This is a genomic window from Streptomyces sp. NPDC050508 (assembly GCF_040655155.1).
Taxonomy (GTDB): Bacteria; Actinomycetota; Actinomycetes; order Streptomycetales; family Streptomycetaceae; genus Streptomyces.
Window position 1 is genome coordinate 162,806 of record NZ_JBFAJJ010000008.1, and the last position, 13,891, is coordinate 176,696.

15 protein-coding genes are annotated in these 13,891 nt (G+C 69.4%); 3 read left to right on the forward strand and 12 right to left on the reverse strand.

Features of this window, described 5'->3' with window-relative positions:
• Positions 1-18 precede the first annotated feature (18 nt).
• On the reverse strand, positions 19-1,557 hold the full coding sequence (locus tag AB0I69_RS23825; protein ID WP_363097669.1) for an AMP-binding protein: 1,539 nt from the start codon (positions 1,555-1,557) through the stop codon (positions 19-21).
• Positions 1,558-1,621: 64 nt separating this feature from the next.
• Between AB0I69_RS23825 and AB0I69_RS23830 the strand changes: the two genes are divergently transcribed.
• From AB0I69_RS23830 to AB0I69_RS23840, 3 genes are read left to right on the forward strand one after another with little or no spacing between them, the layout of a single operon-like run.
• Complete coding sequence (locus tag AB0I69_RS23830) at positions 1,622-2,659, forward strand: ferredoxin--NADP reductase (protein WP_363097670.1); 1,038 nt, start codon at positions 1,622-1,624, stop codon at positions 2,657-2,659.
• 4 nt (positions 2,660-2,663) lie between these two features.
• Positions 2,664-3,383 (forward strand): enoyl-CoA hydratase/isomerase family protein, encoded by a 720-nt coding sequence (locus AB0I69_RS23835; RefSeq protein WP_363097671.1) that lies wholly within the window; start codon positions 2,664-2,666, stop codon positions 3,381-3,383.
• A complete protein-coding gene (locus AB0I69_RS23840; RefSeq protein WP_363097672.1) occupies positions 3,376-4,188 on the forward strand; it encodes an alpha/beta hydrolase fold domain-containing protein in 813 nt (270 codons plus the stop codon). Before AB0I69_RS23835 ends, AB0I69_RS23840 begins: the two co-directional genes overlap by 8 nt.
• On the opposite strand, the gene AB0I69_RS23845 is transcribed toward AB0I69_RS23840, so the two are convergent.
• The 11 genes from AB0I69_RS23845 to AB0I69_RS23895 all read right to left on the reverse strand — a co-directional run bounded on the left by AB0I69_RS23845 (position 4,154) and on the right by AB0I69_RS23895 (position 13,872).
• Positions 4,154-4,726, reverse strand: a complete 573-nt coding sequence (locus AB0I69_RS23845) for a TetR/AcrR family transcriptional regulator (RefSeq protein ID WP_363097673.1) — start codon at positions 4,724-4,726, stop codon at positions 4,154-4,156. The genes AB0I69_RS23840 and AB0I69_RS23845 overlap by 35 nt on opposite strands.
• Before the next feature lie 212 nt (positions 4,727-4,938).
• A complete protein-coding gene (locus AB0I69_RS23850; RefSeq protein WP_363097674.1) occupies positions 4,939-5,250 on the reverse strand; it encodes a DUF1330 domain-containing protein in 312 nt (103 codons plus the stop codon).
• Between the two features lie 10 nt (positions 5,251-5,260).
• A complete protein-coding gene (locus tag AB0I69_RS23855) occupies positions 5,261-5,449 on the reverse strand; it encodes a ferredoxin (RefSeq protein WP_318022596.1) in 189 nt (62 codons plus the stop codon).
• Positions 5,446-6,747 carry a cytochrome P450 gene (locus AB0I69_RS23860; RefSeq protein ID WP_363097675.1) on the reverse strand — a complete coding sequence of 434 codons (1,302 nt, stop codon included), beginning with the start codon at positions 6,745-6,747 and terminating at the stop codon, positions 5,446-5,448. Before AB0I69_RS23860 ends, AB0I69_RS23855 begins: the two co-directional genes overlap by 4 nt.
• 79 nt (positions 6,748-6,826) lie before the next feature.
• Positions 6,827-7,678, reverse strand: coding sequence for an NAD(P)-dependent oxidoreductase (locus AB0I69_RS23865; protein WP_363097676.1), 852 nt, complete (start codon positions 7,676-7,678; stop codon positions 6,827-6,829).
• Positions 7,678-8,250, reverse strand: a complete 573-nt coding sequence (locus tag AB0I69_RS23870) for a DoxX family protein (RefSeq protein WP_363097677.1) — start codon at positions 8,248-8,250, stop codon at positions 7,678-7,680. Before AB0I69_RS23870 ends, AB0I69_RS23865 begins: the two co-directional genes overlap by 1 nt.
• Positions 8,247-9,194, reverse strand: a complete 948-nt coding sequence (locus tag AB0I69_RS23875) for an alpha/beta hydrolase (protein ID WP_363097678.1) — start codon at positions 9,192-9,194, stop codon at positions 8,247-8,249. Before AB0I69_RS23875 ends, AB0I69_RS23870 begins: the two co-directional genes overlap by 4 nt.
• Complete coding sequence (locus tag AB0I69_RS23880) at positions 9,191-10,849, reverse strand: OB-fold domain-containing protein (protein WP_363097679.1); 1,659 nt, start codon at positions 10,847-10,849, stop codon at positions 9,191-9,193. The genes AB0I69_RS23875 and AB0I69_RS23880 overlap by 4 nt, the downstream gene beginning before the upstream one ends.
• Positions 10,846-12,219, reverse strand: coding sequence for a cytochrome P450 (locus AB0I69_RS23885; protein WP_363097680.1), 1,374 nt, complete (start codon positions 12,217-12,219; stop codon positions 10,846-10,848). The genes AB0I69_RS23880 and AB0I69_RS23885 overlap by 4 nt, the downstream gene beginning before the upstream one ends.
• Positions 12,220-12,255: 36 nt before the next feature.
• Complete coding sequence (locus tag AB0I69_RS23890; protein ID WP_363097681.1) at positions 12,256-12,450, reverse strand: ferredoxin; 195 nt, start codon at positions 12,448-12,450, stop codon at positions 12,256-12,258.
• Between the two features lie 54 nt (positions 12,451-12,504).
• The gene (locus tag AB0I69_RS23895; RefSeq protein WP_363097682.1) at positions 12,505-13,872 is read right to left on the reverse strand and encodes an ABC transporter substrate-binding protein; all 1,368 of its coding nucleotides are present in this window, start codon (positions 13,870-13,872) and stop codon (positions 12,505-12,507) included.
• Positions 13,873-13,891: the final 19 nt, after the last annotated feature.

The window sequence follows — 13,891 nt, forward strand, 5'->3', positions numbered from 1 at the left end:
ATTGCGAGAATCCTATTCTCACTCTTGATGGGCGGCAATATCCTTGCGGAGAACGAACTTCTGGACCTTGCCGCTGGCGGTGCGTGGGAAGTCCTCGACGATGTGCAGTTCCTCCGGCCACTTCTGACGGGCCAGACCCGCCGCGGCGAAGTGGGCGCACAGGTCGTCGAGGGTGGGGTCGGGGTGGCCGGGTCGTAGTCGTACGACGGCTGCCGCGTGCTCTCCCAGGCGGGCGTCCGGCGCGGCCACGACCGCGGCCTCGGCGACTGCCGGCAGGGCGAGGAGAACCTCCTCCACCTCCAGCGCGCCGATGTTCTCGCCGCCGCGGATGATGATGTCCGCCTTGCGGCCGGTGATGGTGAGGTAGCCGTCCTCGTCGAGTTCACCGATGTCGCCGGTGCGGTACCAGCCGTCCTCGTCGAAGGCCCGCTCGGTGAGGGCCGGGTCGGTGTATCCGAGGCACAGGTCCGGGCCGCGGCTGAGGATCTCGCCGTCGTCGGCCAGCCGGATCTCCACCCCGGCCAGCGCGTCTCCGTCGGTGTAGAGCCGCTTGCCCTCGGGCGCGGTGTGGGCCGAGGCGGTGATCGAGGGGTGCTCGGTGCTGCCGTAGGCGCGGAAGACCGTGATGCCGAGGTCGGCGAGGCGTCTGGTCACCACGTTCGGTACGGCCGCGCCGCCGAGGCCCGCGTATTTCATGCGCGTGAGGTGGCCGAGCGTGAAGTCGGGGTGGTCGAGGAGGCTCGTCATGTAGTAGGCGGCGCCGCCTCCGACGGTCAGGCCGTCGCGGGCCATCAACTCCAGGGCGAGGCCCGGGTCCCAGGTGTCGGCGAGGTTCACCGGGCTGCCGTCGAGGACGGGGATCAGGAAGGCGTTCACCATCCCGATGAAGTGGCCGACGGGCGCGGAGGTGAGCTGGTCGCCGCGGTCGGGCGGGTAGCGGCCGGCGAGTTGACGGGTCTCGAAGCCCAGGGTGCGGTGGCTGTGCACAACTCCCTTGGGGTCTCGGGTCGTTCCGGAGGTGAAGGCGATCAGCGCGGGTCCGGACGGGTCCGTCGGTACGACGCCGGACAGCGGTTCGTCGGCGAGCAGTTCGTCGAAGTCCCGTCCCACGACGCCGACCACGGGGACCTTCGCGCTCAGCTCGGGGTCGTAGCGCAGATGTCCGAATCGTTCGGCGGTGACGAAGACCTTCGGCTGGACCGTGTCCAGGATGTAGCCGACTTCCTTGCGGCCGTAGAAGTGGACGATCGGCACCACGACCGCGCCGAGGAAGGCCGACGCCCAGAAGACCGCCGCCGCCTCCATCCAGTTGGGCAGTTGCAGCGCCACGGCATCGCCGGGGCCGACGCCCCGCTCGCGCAGTCCGGCGGCAAGGCGGCGGGCCGTCAGTTCGACCTCGCCGAAGGTCCCTTCCCAGGGCCGTACCGCTGAGTGGACCCTGAACGCGACCTCCGGGGCGGCCGTCAGTCCCCGCGCCAGTAGGTCACCGATCGTCTCACTGGTCCACCAGCCCTCCGCCTCGTAGCGGTCGACCAGTTCAGCGGGGATCGTTCGCACGACAGGAACTTCCTCTCGTCATTGAGAATTGCACTCTCTCAGAGCGAGAAGGTAAATTCCATACATGGGACGAGACCACGGGTTCCACCCGGTGCGGATCACACGGATCATCCAGGAGACGCCCGACACACGGACGTACGTACTCGACGCGCCCTTCCCGTACCGGGCGGGCCAGTTCGTGACGATCAAGGCCTGTGGCACGCTGCGCAGTTACTCCATGTCCAGTTCGCCGGAGACCGACGCCGAGTTGATGACGACGGTGAAGCGGGTTCCGGGGGGCCTGGTGTCCAACTGGATGCACGACCACCTCGCGCCCGGCGATGTCGTCGAAACCACGCTTCCAGCAGGGGTGTTCTGTCTGCGGGAGGGCGCCGAGGCGGGCGAGATCCGCGAGATCGTCGCTCCGGTGGTGGCGTTCTGCGGGGGCAGCGGGATCACGCCGATCCTGTCGCTCGCCAAGTCGGCACTGGCCGGCACCGGGCGCCCGGTGCGGGTCCTGGCCGCCGACCGGGACGCCGGGGCCGTCATCTTCGCCGCCGCGCTGGGCGAGTTGACCGAGCGGTATCCGGACCGGTTCGAGGTCCGGCGCCACCTCGACGACCGGCAGGGGTTCGTCACCGCGGACCAGGTACGGGAGTTCGCGGGCGGCGACACGGGCGCGGATTTCTACCTCTGCGGGCCCGCGCCCTTCATGGAGCTGGTGGAGAACGCCCTTCTCGCCCACGGGGTCACCCCGGAGCAGATCTTCGTCGAGCGATTCGCGCAGGCCGCCGACCCCGTGGTCCAGGGGAACCCCGAGCAGGAACGCGAGGAGCCCTCCGAACAGGACGGCACCCTCACGCTCGTGCTCTCCGGCAAGAGGCACACGCTCGCGCAGCGCTCCGGCGAGACGTTCCTGGAGAGCGCGCGTCGGGCTGGTCTGGCCCCGCCGTTCTCCTGCGAGGCGGGCAACTGCGCCACCTGTATCGCCCAAGTCACCGAAGGCGAGGCCAAGATGCGCGTCAACAACGCGCTCGACGAGGACGAGATCGCCGAGGGCTGGGTCCTGACCTGCCAGGGCGAGCCGACCACACCGCACGTCACTGTCGAATACGAGGACTGAGGCCATGGACGTAGATCTCGAACTCGACGAGGGCCTGGCGGTCGTCACCATCGACCGCCCGCATGCCCGCAACGCCATTGCTCCGACCACGATGGACGAACTGGACAAGGCGCTCGACGCGGCCGTGGGCGCCAAGGCCCTGGTCATCACGGGGGCCGGGGACCGGGCGTTCGTCTCGGGCGGGGACCTGAAGCAGCTGAGTGCGATCCGGACCGAGGAGGACGCGATGGCCATGGCCCTGCGGATGAGGGGGATCTGTGATCGCATCGCGGCCTTCCCGGGACCGGTGATCGCCGCGTTGAACGGGCACGCGTTCGGCGGCGGCGCCGAGGTCGCGGTGGCCGCCGACATCCGGGTGGCCGCCGACGACATCAGGATCGGCTTCAACCAGGTGGCGCTGGCCATCATGCCCGCGTGGGGCGGTGCCGAGCGGCTCGCCCAACTGGTCGGCAAGGGGCGGGCGTTGATGCTGGCCGGTGCCGGGACGGTTCTCGACGCGGCCGAGGCCCAGCGCGTCGGACTGCTCGAACTGGTGCTGCCCCGCGCCGAATTCGCCGAGGGCTGGCGCACCCTGGCCAGATCCCTCGCGACCAATCCGGCGCGGGAGATCAAACGCGTGATGAGCGGAGCCGTCCCGGAGGAGGAGGCGGCGCGCGCCTTCGCCCGCCTCTGGGTGGCCGACGAGCACTGGCAGGCAGCGGAAAGGGTGATGTCCCGTGGGTGACACACGAGTTGGGGCGAGCGGAGCCGACACCGACCTGGGCAGCGCCGACCTGGCCGACGTACGGGCGGACACGGACCGTGCGGCGGCCGGCGACGGTCGGGTGCGGGTCGAGTCGAGTCCGGTCGGGCCGATCGTCCGGCCGCCGGACGCGACCGATCTCGTCATCCTGTATCTGCACGGGGACCGGCAGTTGTCGGGCTCCTCGGACTCGGCGGTGGACCTGGCTGAGCGGCTCGCGCTGCGGACGGGGGCAGTTGTGGTGTGCCCGCGCTATCGGTCGTCGTTCCCGGGGGCGTTGGACGACGTGCACGCCGTATACAGCTCGTGCCAGGCCCGTGGCCCGGTCGCGCTGGCCGGTGAGCGGCTGGGGGCCGGACTCGCGGCCTCGCTGCTGGTGCGGCTGCGGGACATGGGGGCGCCGGAGCCGGACTGCGCGGTGCTGAGTTCGGCGTTGCTCGACCTCACGCTGGACGCGCCGAGTCTGCTGTTCAACGCGGCGGCCGATCCCGGCTTCGACATCGACGAACTCCGGTTGCACGCGGCCCGGTTCGCGGCCGGCACCGACCGTACGAACCCGCTGTTGAGCCCGCTGTACGCCAACCTGCACGGCCTGCCGCCGATCCAACTGCTGGTGGCGGGAACCGACCCACTGCTGGACGACTCGCTGTCGTTCGCCGCACGTGCGGCCCACTCCGGTGTCACGGTGGATCTTCGGGTACGGCCGGACGCGGTGAGTCTGCATCCCGAGAGCGTCACGGCCATGGCCGATTTCATACAGGCGTGGGCCCGAGCAGCACGCCCATGACATCGCGGATGATCTCGGGGTAGTCGGTCTGCTCCTCGTCGAGCATCCACTGCTGCTGGACCCCTTCGAGCATCGCCACCACGGCGGTGGCGGCGGCTCGGGGGGTCAGGCCGCTGGGTACGCGGTCGCCGTAGAGCGCGGTGAGGTGCTCGACGGTGTGGTCCTGGATCGACCGGTAGTAGTCGTGGCAGAACCGCTGTGCCTCGTCGCTGCCGGTGACGCCCTCGGCCACGAGAACGCTGTGTATCTGGGCGAGACCGGGATTCTTGTGGTCGTAGGTGATGACCTCGGCGAGCAGTCCGGGCAGGTCCTCGCCGGCGTCCGCGTGCAGGGCGGCCAGGTGTTCGCGGGCGAGGTCCTCGCGGAGCTGGACGAGGGCGAGGAGAAGCCGCTTCTTGCTCGGGAAGTAGTGCAGTACGCCCTGTCTGGTCAGGCCGGCGCGCTCGGCCACGGCGTCGATGGATGCCTTCTTGTAACCTCGCTCGGCGAACACCCCCAGCGCGGCGACAAGGATCTCCTCGTATCGGGCCGTCGTCATTGAGCACCCCTTCCACCACGGCAACACCCAGGTGACATTACGGTTGCCGTCGCGATCGGGCGACCCTTCCGGCCATTGCGGAACCATTGACCGTACGGCGGCGCCGGGGCCGGTCGTCGCGGCCTGAGGGTGTCGGGGGGGCGGGTGTACGCGGACCGGGCCGCCGGCAGCAGCAGCCGGGGCCCGGTGACAACACTCCGGACAGTGCCCTCTCACTCACCCCGGGACGGCGGCTCGAAGCCCGCGATGATCACGACGTTCGTGTCGGCCGCGGCCTGCCGCAAGGGCTTCGCCCGCTCGTACGCCTCCGACTCGTACCACGCACGCGCGGCTTCGGCGCTCTCAAATTCGAGAACGACGGTCCGGTCGCCGTGCCACTCGCCTTCGAGGAGCTCCGGCCGGCCGTCGACCGCGAGGACGGAGGCGCCGCCCTCGGCCATCGACGGACCGGCCGCCCGGCTGTAGGCGTCCATCCCGGCCGGGTCGTTGATGCACTCGGTCAGGATGACGTACCCCTTGGGCATCCGGTTCTCCTCAGCTCACTGTGATCGCGCGCTCGGGACAGCTGCCGATGGCCGTGCGGACCTGGTCCTCGTACTCGGCGGGGACCTCGGGGGTCAGCACCTCGGCGTACCCGTCGTCGGTCAGGTCGAACACCTCGGGGCAGATCGACCAGCAGATTCCGTGGCCTCGGCACCGATCCGTGTCGACGACGGCTTTCATCGGGCGGACTCCTCGGACTTCTCGGGCTCCTCGGCGAGCGTGAACTCCAGGTTGAGATGGGTGAGTCCGCGCAGGATGTACGTCGGCAGGTAGCGGAAGTTCCGCGCGTCGGAAGGGCCGTGCACGCTCTCCGAGATCCTGATGTCCGTCGTACGGTCGAGCATGCGCTCGATGCCGACCCTGCCCTCGGCGCGGGCCAGCGGGGCGCCCGGGCAGGTGTGGGGACCGCGGCCGAAGGCGAGGTGGTGGCGGGCGTTGGCGCGGGCCGGGTCGAAGGTCTCGGGGTCCTCGAAGTGGCGCGGATCGCGGTTCGCGGCGCCGTTGAGGACCATGAGGGTGGTGCCGGCGGGGATGTCGACGCCGCCCACCGTGGACGGTACGCGGGACAGCCGGAAGTCGCCCTTGATGGGGCTCTCCGTGCGCAGCACCTCTTCGACGAAGTTCGGGATGCGGTCGCGCTCGGTGCGCAACAGGTGCTGCAGATCGGGGTCTTCGGCGATCATCTTGAGCGCGTTGCTCAGCAGCCGGACGGTGGTCTCCTGGCCGGCCGCGAAGAGGTTGGTGGCGACGCGGGCCACGTCGGAGACGTCAGGGGTCGAGCCGTCGGAGAACTTCGCGGTGGCGAGACCCGTGATCACGTCCTCGCGGGGTTCGCGGCGGCGTTCCTCGACATAGGCCGAGAACTGCCCGTACAGGTACTCCAGTGGCGAGTACGCCACCTCGCCGTCCGTGCTCCCGATGCCGCCCCGCGGCTGGTGCTCCAGGCCCTCCACGAACGTGTTGCGGTCCTCGTCGGGCACGCCGAGCAGATCGGCGATGACCCGCAGGGTGAAGGGGCCGGCGAACCCGCTGATGAAGTCGCCCTCGCCGGCGGCGAGATACGCGTCCAGCTGGGCGTCGGCGAGGTGCCACATCGACGCCTCGTTCTCCTTCAGGCGCCGCGGGGTGATCAACCGCATCAGCAGTCCGCGGTGATCCGTGTGCATGGGCGGGTCGAGCGTCGGCAACTGGTCGCTCATCGGGAGCTGGTCGCGGTACTGCTCGATCAGTGCGCTCACGTCGTCGCCTTCGAGCGGGACCGGGAACCCGGGGAAGGGGCCGGTCACCGAGAGGCAGGACGAGAACGTCTCGGAGTCGTTGAGGACCTGTATCGCCTCGTCGTACCCCGTCACCATCGTCACGTCATGGTGGCTCTCGCGATGCACCGGGCACTTCCCGCGCAGGGCCGCCAAGTAGGGATAGGGGTCCGCGACGACTTCGTCGTCCTGGAAAAAGTCGATCGCCTCGAAGTCCTTCACGGTGTGTACGGTTCCCTTCCGTCACCAGTCTGACGACGAGCGACGATATCAATGTTCTCCGGGGGCGAGAAGGTCGTTTTCACTTTCCTGGAGCGGGAGTTGCGGGTGCCGTCAGGCGCCCTTGGCCCATGTGGTCGAGGGCCGCGTCGGCCGCCGTCAGTACGGTGCCCGTCGGGGCGCCCACCGTGTCGGCGAGGTCGGCCAACAGCCTCACGTCCTTACGGAGCAGTGGTCCGGCGCGTTCAGCGAGCCGGTCGAGTGTGCCGCCGGCGGCCCTCACCCGGTCGAGCGCGAAGCTCGCTCCGCTGCCGTGGAGGACGACTTCGGCGAGGGCGCCCCGGTCGATGCCGAACTCCGGTGCAAGGGCCAGTGTGTCGGCCGCGGTCGCCAGGTTGGCGGTGAAGAGGAGATTGTTGAGGAGTTTGGCGATCTGTCCCGAGCCGAGCGGGCCCATGTGGACGACGGGATCGCCGAACGTCTCGAACACCTTGCGGCAGTATGCGACCGTGCCGGACTCGCCGCCGGCCATCACCAGCAGGCGGCCCTCGGCCGCCGCCTTTCCGCCGCCGCTGACGGGTGCGTCGACCACGGAGACGCCGTGTACCTCGGCGCGTTCGGCGAGCCGCCTGCAGGTGTCGGGGTGGACGGTGCTGTGTACGGCGATCACACCGCCCCGGCGCAGTCCTCTCAGCACGCCCTGTTCGCCCGTGACGACCTGTTCGACGTCTGCGTCGTCGACGACGCAGACGCACACCAGGTCGCTGGCCGCGGCCAGTTCGACGGGCGAGGTCGCCCGCTGCGCCACCGTGTCCGCGAACGCGGCGAGGGTGGCCGGGCGGCGCGCCCAGAGCGTGGTGGCGAAGCCCGCCTCGACTGTTCGACGTGCCATGGGAGCGCCCTGGCTGCCCAGCCCGATGAATCCGACGCGCATCAGCGGGCCTCCTGATCGACCGACTCGGGGGTGTTCTCGGACTCCGGCTCGGCGTCAGCCCTGTTCTCGGCGGCAGCCTCGGGCTCCGGTCGCCAGAACGTGCCCAACAAGCCCGCGGTCGCCACCACGGCCACACCCAGCGCGGTTCCGCCGCCGGTCCAGCCGGTCAGGTCGATGCCTGCCGCGTGGTCGACGGACCAACGGCCGGGGCCCAGTACCGCGAGTGCCAGGGCGACGACGGCGAGCGTGAGGACGTACTCGTAGCCGTCCTTGAAGACGAAGAACCCGTTGGGCCGGTGGGCCAGCAGCCCCGCGACCAGCATCACGGAGATCACCGCCGCGCAGGCCGGCGGGGTGAGCAGGCCGAGGACGAGCAGGACGCCCGCGCCGACCTCGGTGAGCACGCTCGCCCAGGCCTGCAACACGCCCTGTCTCAGGCCGAGTCCGGTGAACCAGCGGGCCGTGCCCTCGATGCGACCGCCGCCCCGCCAGTGATTGAGCCCGTGCATGATCATGATCAGTCCTACGACCACGCGTACGAGCAGCAGTACCGCGCTGTCGGCGTCACTCATCCGGCCCTCCTCGGCAGACGGTCGATCGCGTCGTTGTCGTAACCGTCGTTGTCGTATCCACCGTTCTCGTATCCGAGAACGCACTCCTCGACGAACGAGAGGATCTTCAGGTGGTATCCGGTCGCGGTGTGTCCAATGCTCAAGTTGTGCCCGCTGTCGGCCTGTTCGTCGGTGACGACCCGCGGGGAGGCGGTGAACAGGCTCGCGATGTCGGCCATGGCCTCGGGTCCGGAGCTCCACACGCGTTCGTGGTCGCCGAGCGTGTAGTGGACGGGAATCCGTACACGGGCGGCGACTTCGGGGAACTCCAGTGGCCAGCGGCGGGCGACGGTCGACTCGTACGGCGGGCCCGGTGACTGGATGCGGGGGGCGCCGATGATCTCGTCCGGGTACAGGCGGGACGGTTCCCACAGCAGGTCGCGCAGGCCGGATCCGGAGCGTCTGGGCACGGCCGGGTCACGCCGTCGGAAGTCGAGGATCTCGACGGCGCCGGGAGCGTGATGGCGTCCCGTACCGGCGATCTCCAGGCCGAGAAGGTCGTTCCGGCGTTCGTCGCCGGCCATGTGCACACCCAGCGCGCAGCCGATCGAGTGCGCCCAGAGGAACAGTCCCGCTCCGCGTGGACGCGAGGCGAGCAGCTTGTCCACCGCTCCGTAGGCGAGGTCGACGCGTCGTGCGGGGGACGCCATGGTCTCGCTGTGCGGAGCCGAACTGCCGTATCCCGGGCGGTCGATGGCGACGACGGTGAAGTCAAGTGCCGCCGCGGTGCGCAGGAGGGACAGGCGGGGCTGGTCGGGGTAGTCGAAGTAGCTCGACGTCACCGCTCCCCCGTGCAGCGCGACGACGACCGCGCGCGGGTTGCGGACCTCGCACAGCAGCCCCGACATGGGGATGCCGTCGACGTCGACGACGCGGGAAACGACCTCCGTGGTCCGGGAGTTCATCCGTCCGCCCGGAAGAGGATCACGCCGCTCGGGGTGAGTCCGCCGCTGCTCGCCACCGCGACTCGCGCGCCGGCTATCTGGCGTGCCCCGGCCGCGCCGCGCAGTTGGGTGATCGCCTCGTGGACCAACCCCATGCCGTGGGTGCGGCCGTGGGAGAGCTGTCCGCCGTGGGTGTTCAGGGGCAGTACGCCGTCCCGTGCGATGTTCTTGCCTCCGTCCAGGAAGTCCTTGGCCTCGCCGATGCCGCAGAACCCCAGTCCCTCAAGCCAGGAAAGGCAGTTGAAGGTGAAGCCGTCGTACAGTTCGGCGACGTCGACGTCTTCGGGGCGCAGCGCGGTGCGTGACCACAAGTGGGCGGACTGGCCGAGGACTTGGGGTTCGTGGGTGAGGGTGCTCTGGTCCCATTCGAGCCGTTCCAGGATCTGGGTGCCCACTGCCTCGACGTAGACGGGGGGTTGTGCGAGGTCCCGGGCCGCGTCCACGGCCGACACGATGACGGCGACCGCTCCGTCGCAGGGCACGTCACAGTCGTAGAGGCCGAACGGAGTGGTGATCGGGCGGGCGTTGAGATAGTCGTCCATGGTCATCGGGTCGCGGTAGACCGCGGTGGGGTTGAGTGCCGCGTTGGCCCGCTGGTTGAGGGCGATCCAGCCGAGGGTCTCGCGGGTGGTGCCGTAGCGGTGGAAGTGGCGTTGGGCGTTCTGGGCGAGGGTGTGGGCGGCCGAGATCGCTCCGAACGGCTTCATCCAGCCGTCCAGCTTGCGCGGCGGTTCCTGGGCGATCCGGCCGCGGCGCACGAGTTCGCCGTACGACGCCTCCCAGACCGTACGGAAGCACAGCACGTGGCGGGCCAGGCCGCCCGCGACGGCGAGCATCGCGGAGATGAGTGAACCGCCGGGGCCGAAGGTCTCTCCGCCGCCGTTGTACCAGGTCGGTTCCAGGCCGAGGGCGGACTCCAGGGCGGTCACTCCGCCTTCGCCGAAGCCGCCGTAGGGGCCGGCGCCGGGGTAGGTGGCCAGGCCGTCGATGTCGTCGGCGGTGAGGCCGGCGTCGGCGATCGCGCGTTCGCAGGCCTGGACTGTCAGGGACACCGGTGGGACCAGGAGGCGGCGGCCGATCTCCGACATTCCGATGCCGGTGATCGCGACCTTGTCCTCGAACTTCTCCGTCGTCACCATCGGCCGTACACGGCGGGCGAGTTGGTGGGCCTCGACCTCGGCGAGCGGCAGGGGGTCGGTGGCCGGGCGGTCGCGGGCCGGGCGGAACAGGGGCAACCAGGCGTCCTCGACCTGTTCGAAGACGACCTCCATCCGCATGCCCAACTCCAGCTCGTCCGGGGTGCATTGGACGGCGTTGGTGGTGAGCCGGACTCTCGGGTCCTCCTCGATGGCGACCTGCGCCACGACGTAGGGAGCAGGCAGTCCGGGCAGGGCGAAGCGGTGGTTGACGGTGAAGCCGATCAGCGTCGCGCGGCCGGAGACGGCCCGGACGCCGATGTCGTGCCCGTGGCAGTACCGGCAGACCGGCTGCGGCGGATGGATGAGGGCCGCGCAGGACCCGCACTCCGCCAGCCGCAGCCGGCCGTCCGCGCCGGAGGTCCAGAAGAACTCGTTCTCCTCCGTGACCACCGGCCCGGGTCGCTGACGTTCCGTCATGTGTCGATCCGCGCCTTGGACTTGCGGACGGTGACCGGTTCGGCGAGCCGCTGTTCGTCGCAGACCTTCTGCAGTTCGGCGAGCGTCTCGTCGAGTCCGGCGCCGAGCCGCCTGCCCGGGGTGAAGGTCGCCGGGAGGTGACGCATGCCCTGGATGACGCCAATGGTCTCGTAGTGCACGGCGCCTTCGGGATCGCACGCGTAGTCGGGCATCCGGTCGAGTACGGCCGTCACCATCCGCTTGAACACAGTTCGGGCCACGTTGGAGCCGATGCAGCGGTGGATGCCGAGGCCGAAGCTGCTGTGCCGGTTGCCCTTGCGTTCCATGTCGATCGTGTCCGGGTCGGGGAAGACCGACGGGTCCCGGTTGGCCATCGCCCAGGAGAGCCACAGGCGTTCGCCCTCCTTGAACTCGGTGCCGGCGATCTCGCAGTCGGCGGAGAAGGTACGTCCGTCGCCGGGGGCCGGGGTGTAGAAGCGCAGGAACTCCTCGGTGGCGGAGTCCAGCAGGTTCTTCCGGTCCCGGCTGAGCCGGTCGCGTTCCTCCGGGTGCTGTGAGAGCCATTCGAGGGAGTGGGCGGTGAGCGCGGTCGTGGTGTCGAAGCCGCCGCCGATCAACAGGGCCAGTACACCGAGGAGTTCGCCGTCGTCCGGGTTGCGGCCGTTGATGTCGGCGCGGACCAGCGCGTCCACCAGGCCCGGCCGGGGCTTGTTGCGGATCTCCATGAGCTGGCCCATCAGATCCATGCCCATCTTGCGGCTGAGGTCCAACACCCGTTCCCTGTCGGGTGAGTTGGGGGGTGTGTAGACGGAGGCGTGGGCCGGCTCGTTGTAGATGGTCCAGCGTTCCACCGGGATGCCCATCATCGCCAGGGTGAGCACGGCCGGGACGATGTTGGCGAGGTCGTCGACGAAGTCGATGTGCCCGGACTCGATCTTCTCGTCGATGCTGGCACGCACGATCTCGTCGACGAACGGGATCCAGCGCTGGATGGCCGCCGGTGACAGATACGGGTTGAGTGTCTGCCGGTAGTAGCGCTGCTCGGGCGGGTCCATCTCCAGGAAGCCGCCCTGGGCCTCGCTGGCGCGGGGCGGAGGGGGGATGGAGATGCCCTTGTAGCCGCGCCGCTCCCCCTTCACGTCATGGTCGTTGGAGAGGAACTCGGCGGACCTCGCGAGTTCGAACACCTCACGGTTGCCGCTGGCGACCCAGTGGCCGCCGTGGCTCTCCGTCCAGGCGATCGGGCACTGCCCGTGCAGCTCGTGGGTGATGTCCTCGAACCGGTCGCGGTAGTCGGGTGTGTGCCGGTCGAAGTGCACCTGGGGGTGCTTGCGGCCACCGTCGTCGACGGCCGCGTCTTCCGTGGTCATGCGGAGTCCTCTCCTGCTCGGTGGATGAGGTGGGGGTCAGGAGATCAGGGAGATCGCCCGCTCCGGACAGGACAGGACCGCCTCGCGGACGGCCGCCTCCTGGTCGGCGGGGACTTCCTCCTGGACGACCGAGGAGTGCCCGTCGATCTCACTGAGTTCGAAGGTGTCCGGAGCGCGCATCGCGCAGAGCGTGTGGCCCTGACAGCGCTCCGGGTCGACTCGTACCTTCACGGTCCTTCCTTCCTGCCGTGGTGAACGCCGTGGTGAACGGGGGTCCTGGTGTGGCTACTTGAGGTCGGCGAGCGACTTGCCGACGTCGGCCAGTGTCGGCGGCTTGCCGTAGTTGCCCTTGTACTTGTAGACGGGTGCGTCGCAGCGGTAGGCGCCGTCGGTCGGCTTGAAATCGGCGGGCACCCAGCCTGTGGTGGTGGCCTTCTCGACGTTGAAGCACTTCACGGCCTCGTCGGGCGAGGACAGGTTCACCGGGGCCTGGAGCCCTCCCCCGGTCCACTCGGTCTGCTTCTTGGCGTTGGCCAGGACACAACTCCTCGTCAGTTCCGCGCAGTCGGCGGCCGAGGTGGCGAACAGCAGCCAGGCGGAGAAGGCGTGCACGGCGGGCAGGGTGATCTGCGCGTCGGGCGCGTACTTCTTGAACAGGGCGACCATTTCCTTCGTCGCCGGGTTGTCGTCCGCCTTCTCCAGCGGGTAAGTCCCGTCGATGCTCGCGAAGTTGGTCTGGGAGCTCAACGCGGTGTCGGCCAGCTTGAGGAACGCGGGGCCGTAGGCGTTGTTGTTGGCGTCGACCCAGTCGAGCTTGTAGTCGATGTTGGTGAGCGCCTGCTCCAGCTTCGCCAACTGGGTGAAGTCCCCCAGGAAGACGAGGCCCTTGACCTTCTTCGTCTTGATGGACTGGGCGTACGGCGTCCAGTCGGAGACGCCCTGCGCGGGGTAGAGGTCGAAGTAGTTGACCTTGCCGCCCAGCGCCGTGAGGACTTCCTTGTCCTGGGCGCCGATGCCCTTGGTGACGGCCACGTCTCCGGCGATGATGCCGACGCCGCTCGCCGACGACGGGTACGCCTCCTTGAGCAGCCAGGAGTAGTAGCCGGCGTAGGGCGCGTACCCGGACGAGGCGCCCTGCGTCAGCACCTGGAGGTCGGCGCCGGCCTCGGAGGTGACCTGGGCCGGGAACTCGGGGAGCAGGCACTTCAGTCGGGTCTTGACGCCGAGGCCGTCGAGGGCGGCGCCGCCGCCGACCTCGAAGAAGTCGGTGCGGCAGGCCGAGATCATCTGCTGGTTGACCTGCATGAGTTGGGCGTCGTGCGACACGGGCGTGATCTTGCGTCCGTTGATGCCGCCGGCAGCATTGCACCAGGAGGTGAAGACCTTCGACGCGTTCTCGAACTCCGGGTTCTTGGTGAAGCCGACGTCGGTGAAGACGCCGACCTTGATCTCGGAGCTGGTGACGCCCTGACTGGTGACGGACTTGGCCGTCCCCTTGCCGCACACGGACTTCAGCGTGCCGAAGTCAGCGGTGGCCGTGTCGGCGGCTCCGGTGGTGGAAGGGCTGCTGGTGTCCGCGGACTTGGTGCGGCCGGAGCATCCGGCCGCGGCCGCGAGGGCCAGAACTAGCGCGGGGACGAGCAAGCGTCTCATCGGTTCTCCTCGTTGAGAA

Coding starts and splice junctions, on each gene's coding strand:
- AB0I69_RS23830 (WP_363097670.1), top strand. CDS start 1,622: ATGGGACGAGACCACGGGTTCCACCCGGTGCGGATCACACGGATCATC.
- AB0I69_RS23835 (WP_363097671.1), top strand. CDS start 2,664: ATGGACGTAGATCTCGAACTCGACGAGGGCCTGGCGGTCGTCACCATC.
- AB0I69_RS23845 (WP_363097673.1), bottom strand. CDS start 4,726: ATGACGACGGCCCGATACGAGGAGATCCTTGTCGCCGCGCTGGGGGTG.
- AB0I69_RS23850 (WP_363097674.1), bottom strand. CDS start 5,250: ATGCCCAAGGGGTACGTCATCCTGACCGAGTGCATCAACGACCCGGCC.
- AB0I69_RS23855 (WP_318022596.1), bottom strand. CDS start 5,449: ATGAAAGCCGTCGTCGACACGGATCGGTGCCGAGGCCACGGAATCTGC.
- AB0I69_RS23865 (WP_363097676.1), bottom strand. CDS start 7,678: ATGCGCGTCGGATTCATCGGGCTGGGCAGCCAGGGCGCTCCCATGGCA.
- AB0I69_RS23870 (WP_363097677.1), bottom strand. CDS start 8,250: ATGAGTGACGCCGACAGCGCGGTACTGCTGCTCGTACGCGTGGTCGTA.
- AB0I69_RS23875 (WP_363097678.1), bottom strand. CDS start 9,194: ATGAACTCCCGGACCACGGAGGTCGTTTCCCGCGTCGTCGACGTCGAC.
- AB0I69_RS23880 (WP_363097679.1), bottom strand. CDS start 10,849: ATGACGGAACGTCAGCGACCCGGGCCGGTGGTCACGGAGGAGAACGAG.
- AB0I69_RS23885 (WP_363097680.1), bottom strand. CDS start 12,219: ATGACCACGGAAGACGCGGCCGTCGACGACGGTGGCCGCAAGCACCCC.
- AB0I69_RS23895 (WP_363097682.1), bottom strand. CDS start 13,872: ATGAGACGCTTGCTCGTCCCCGCGCTAGTTCTGGCCCTCGCGGCCGCG.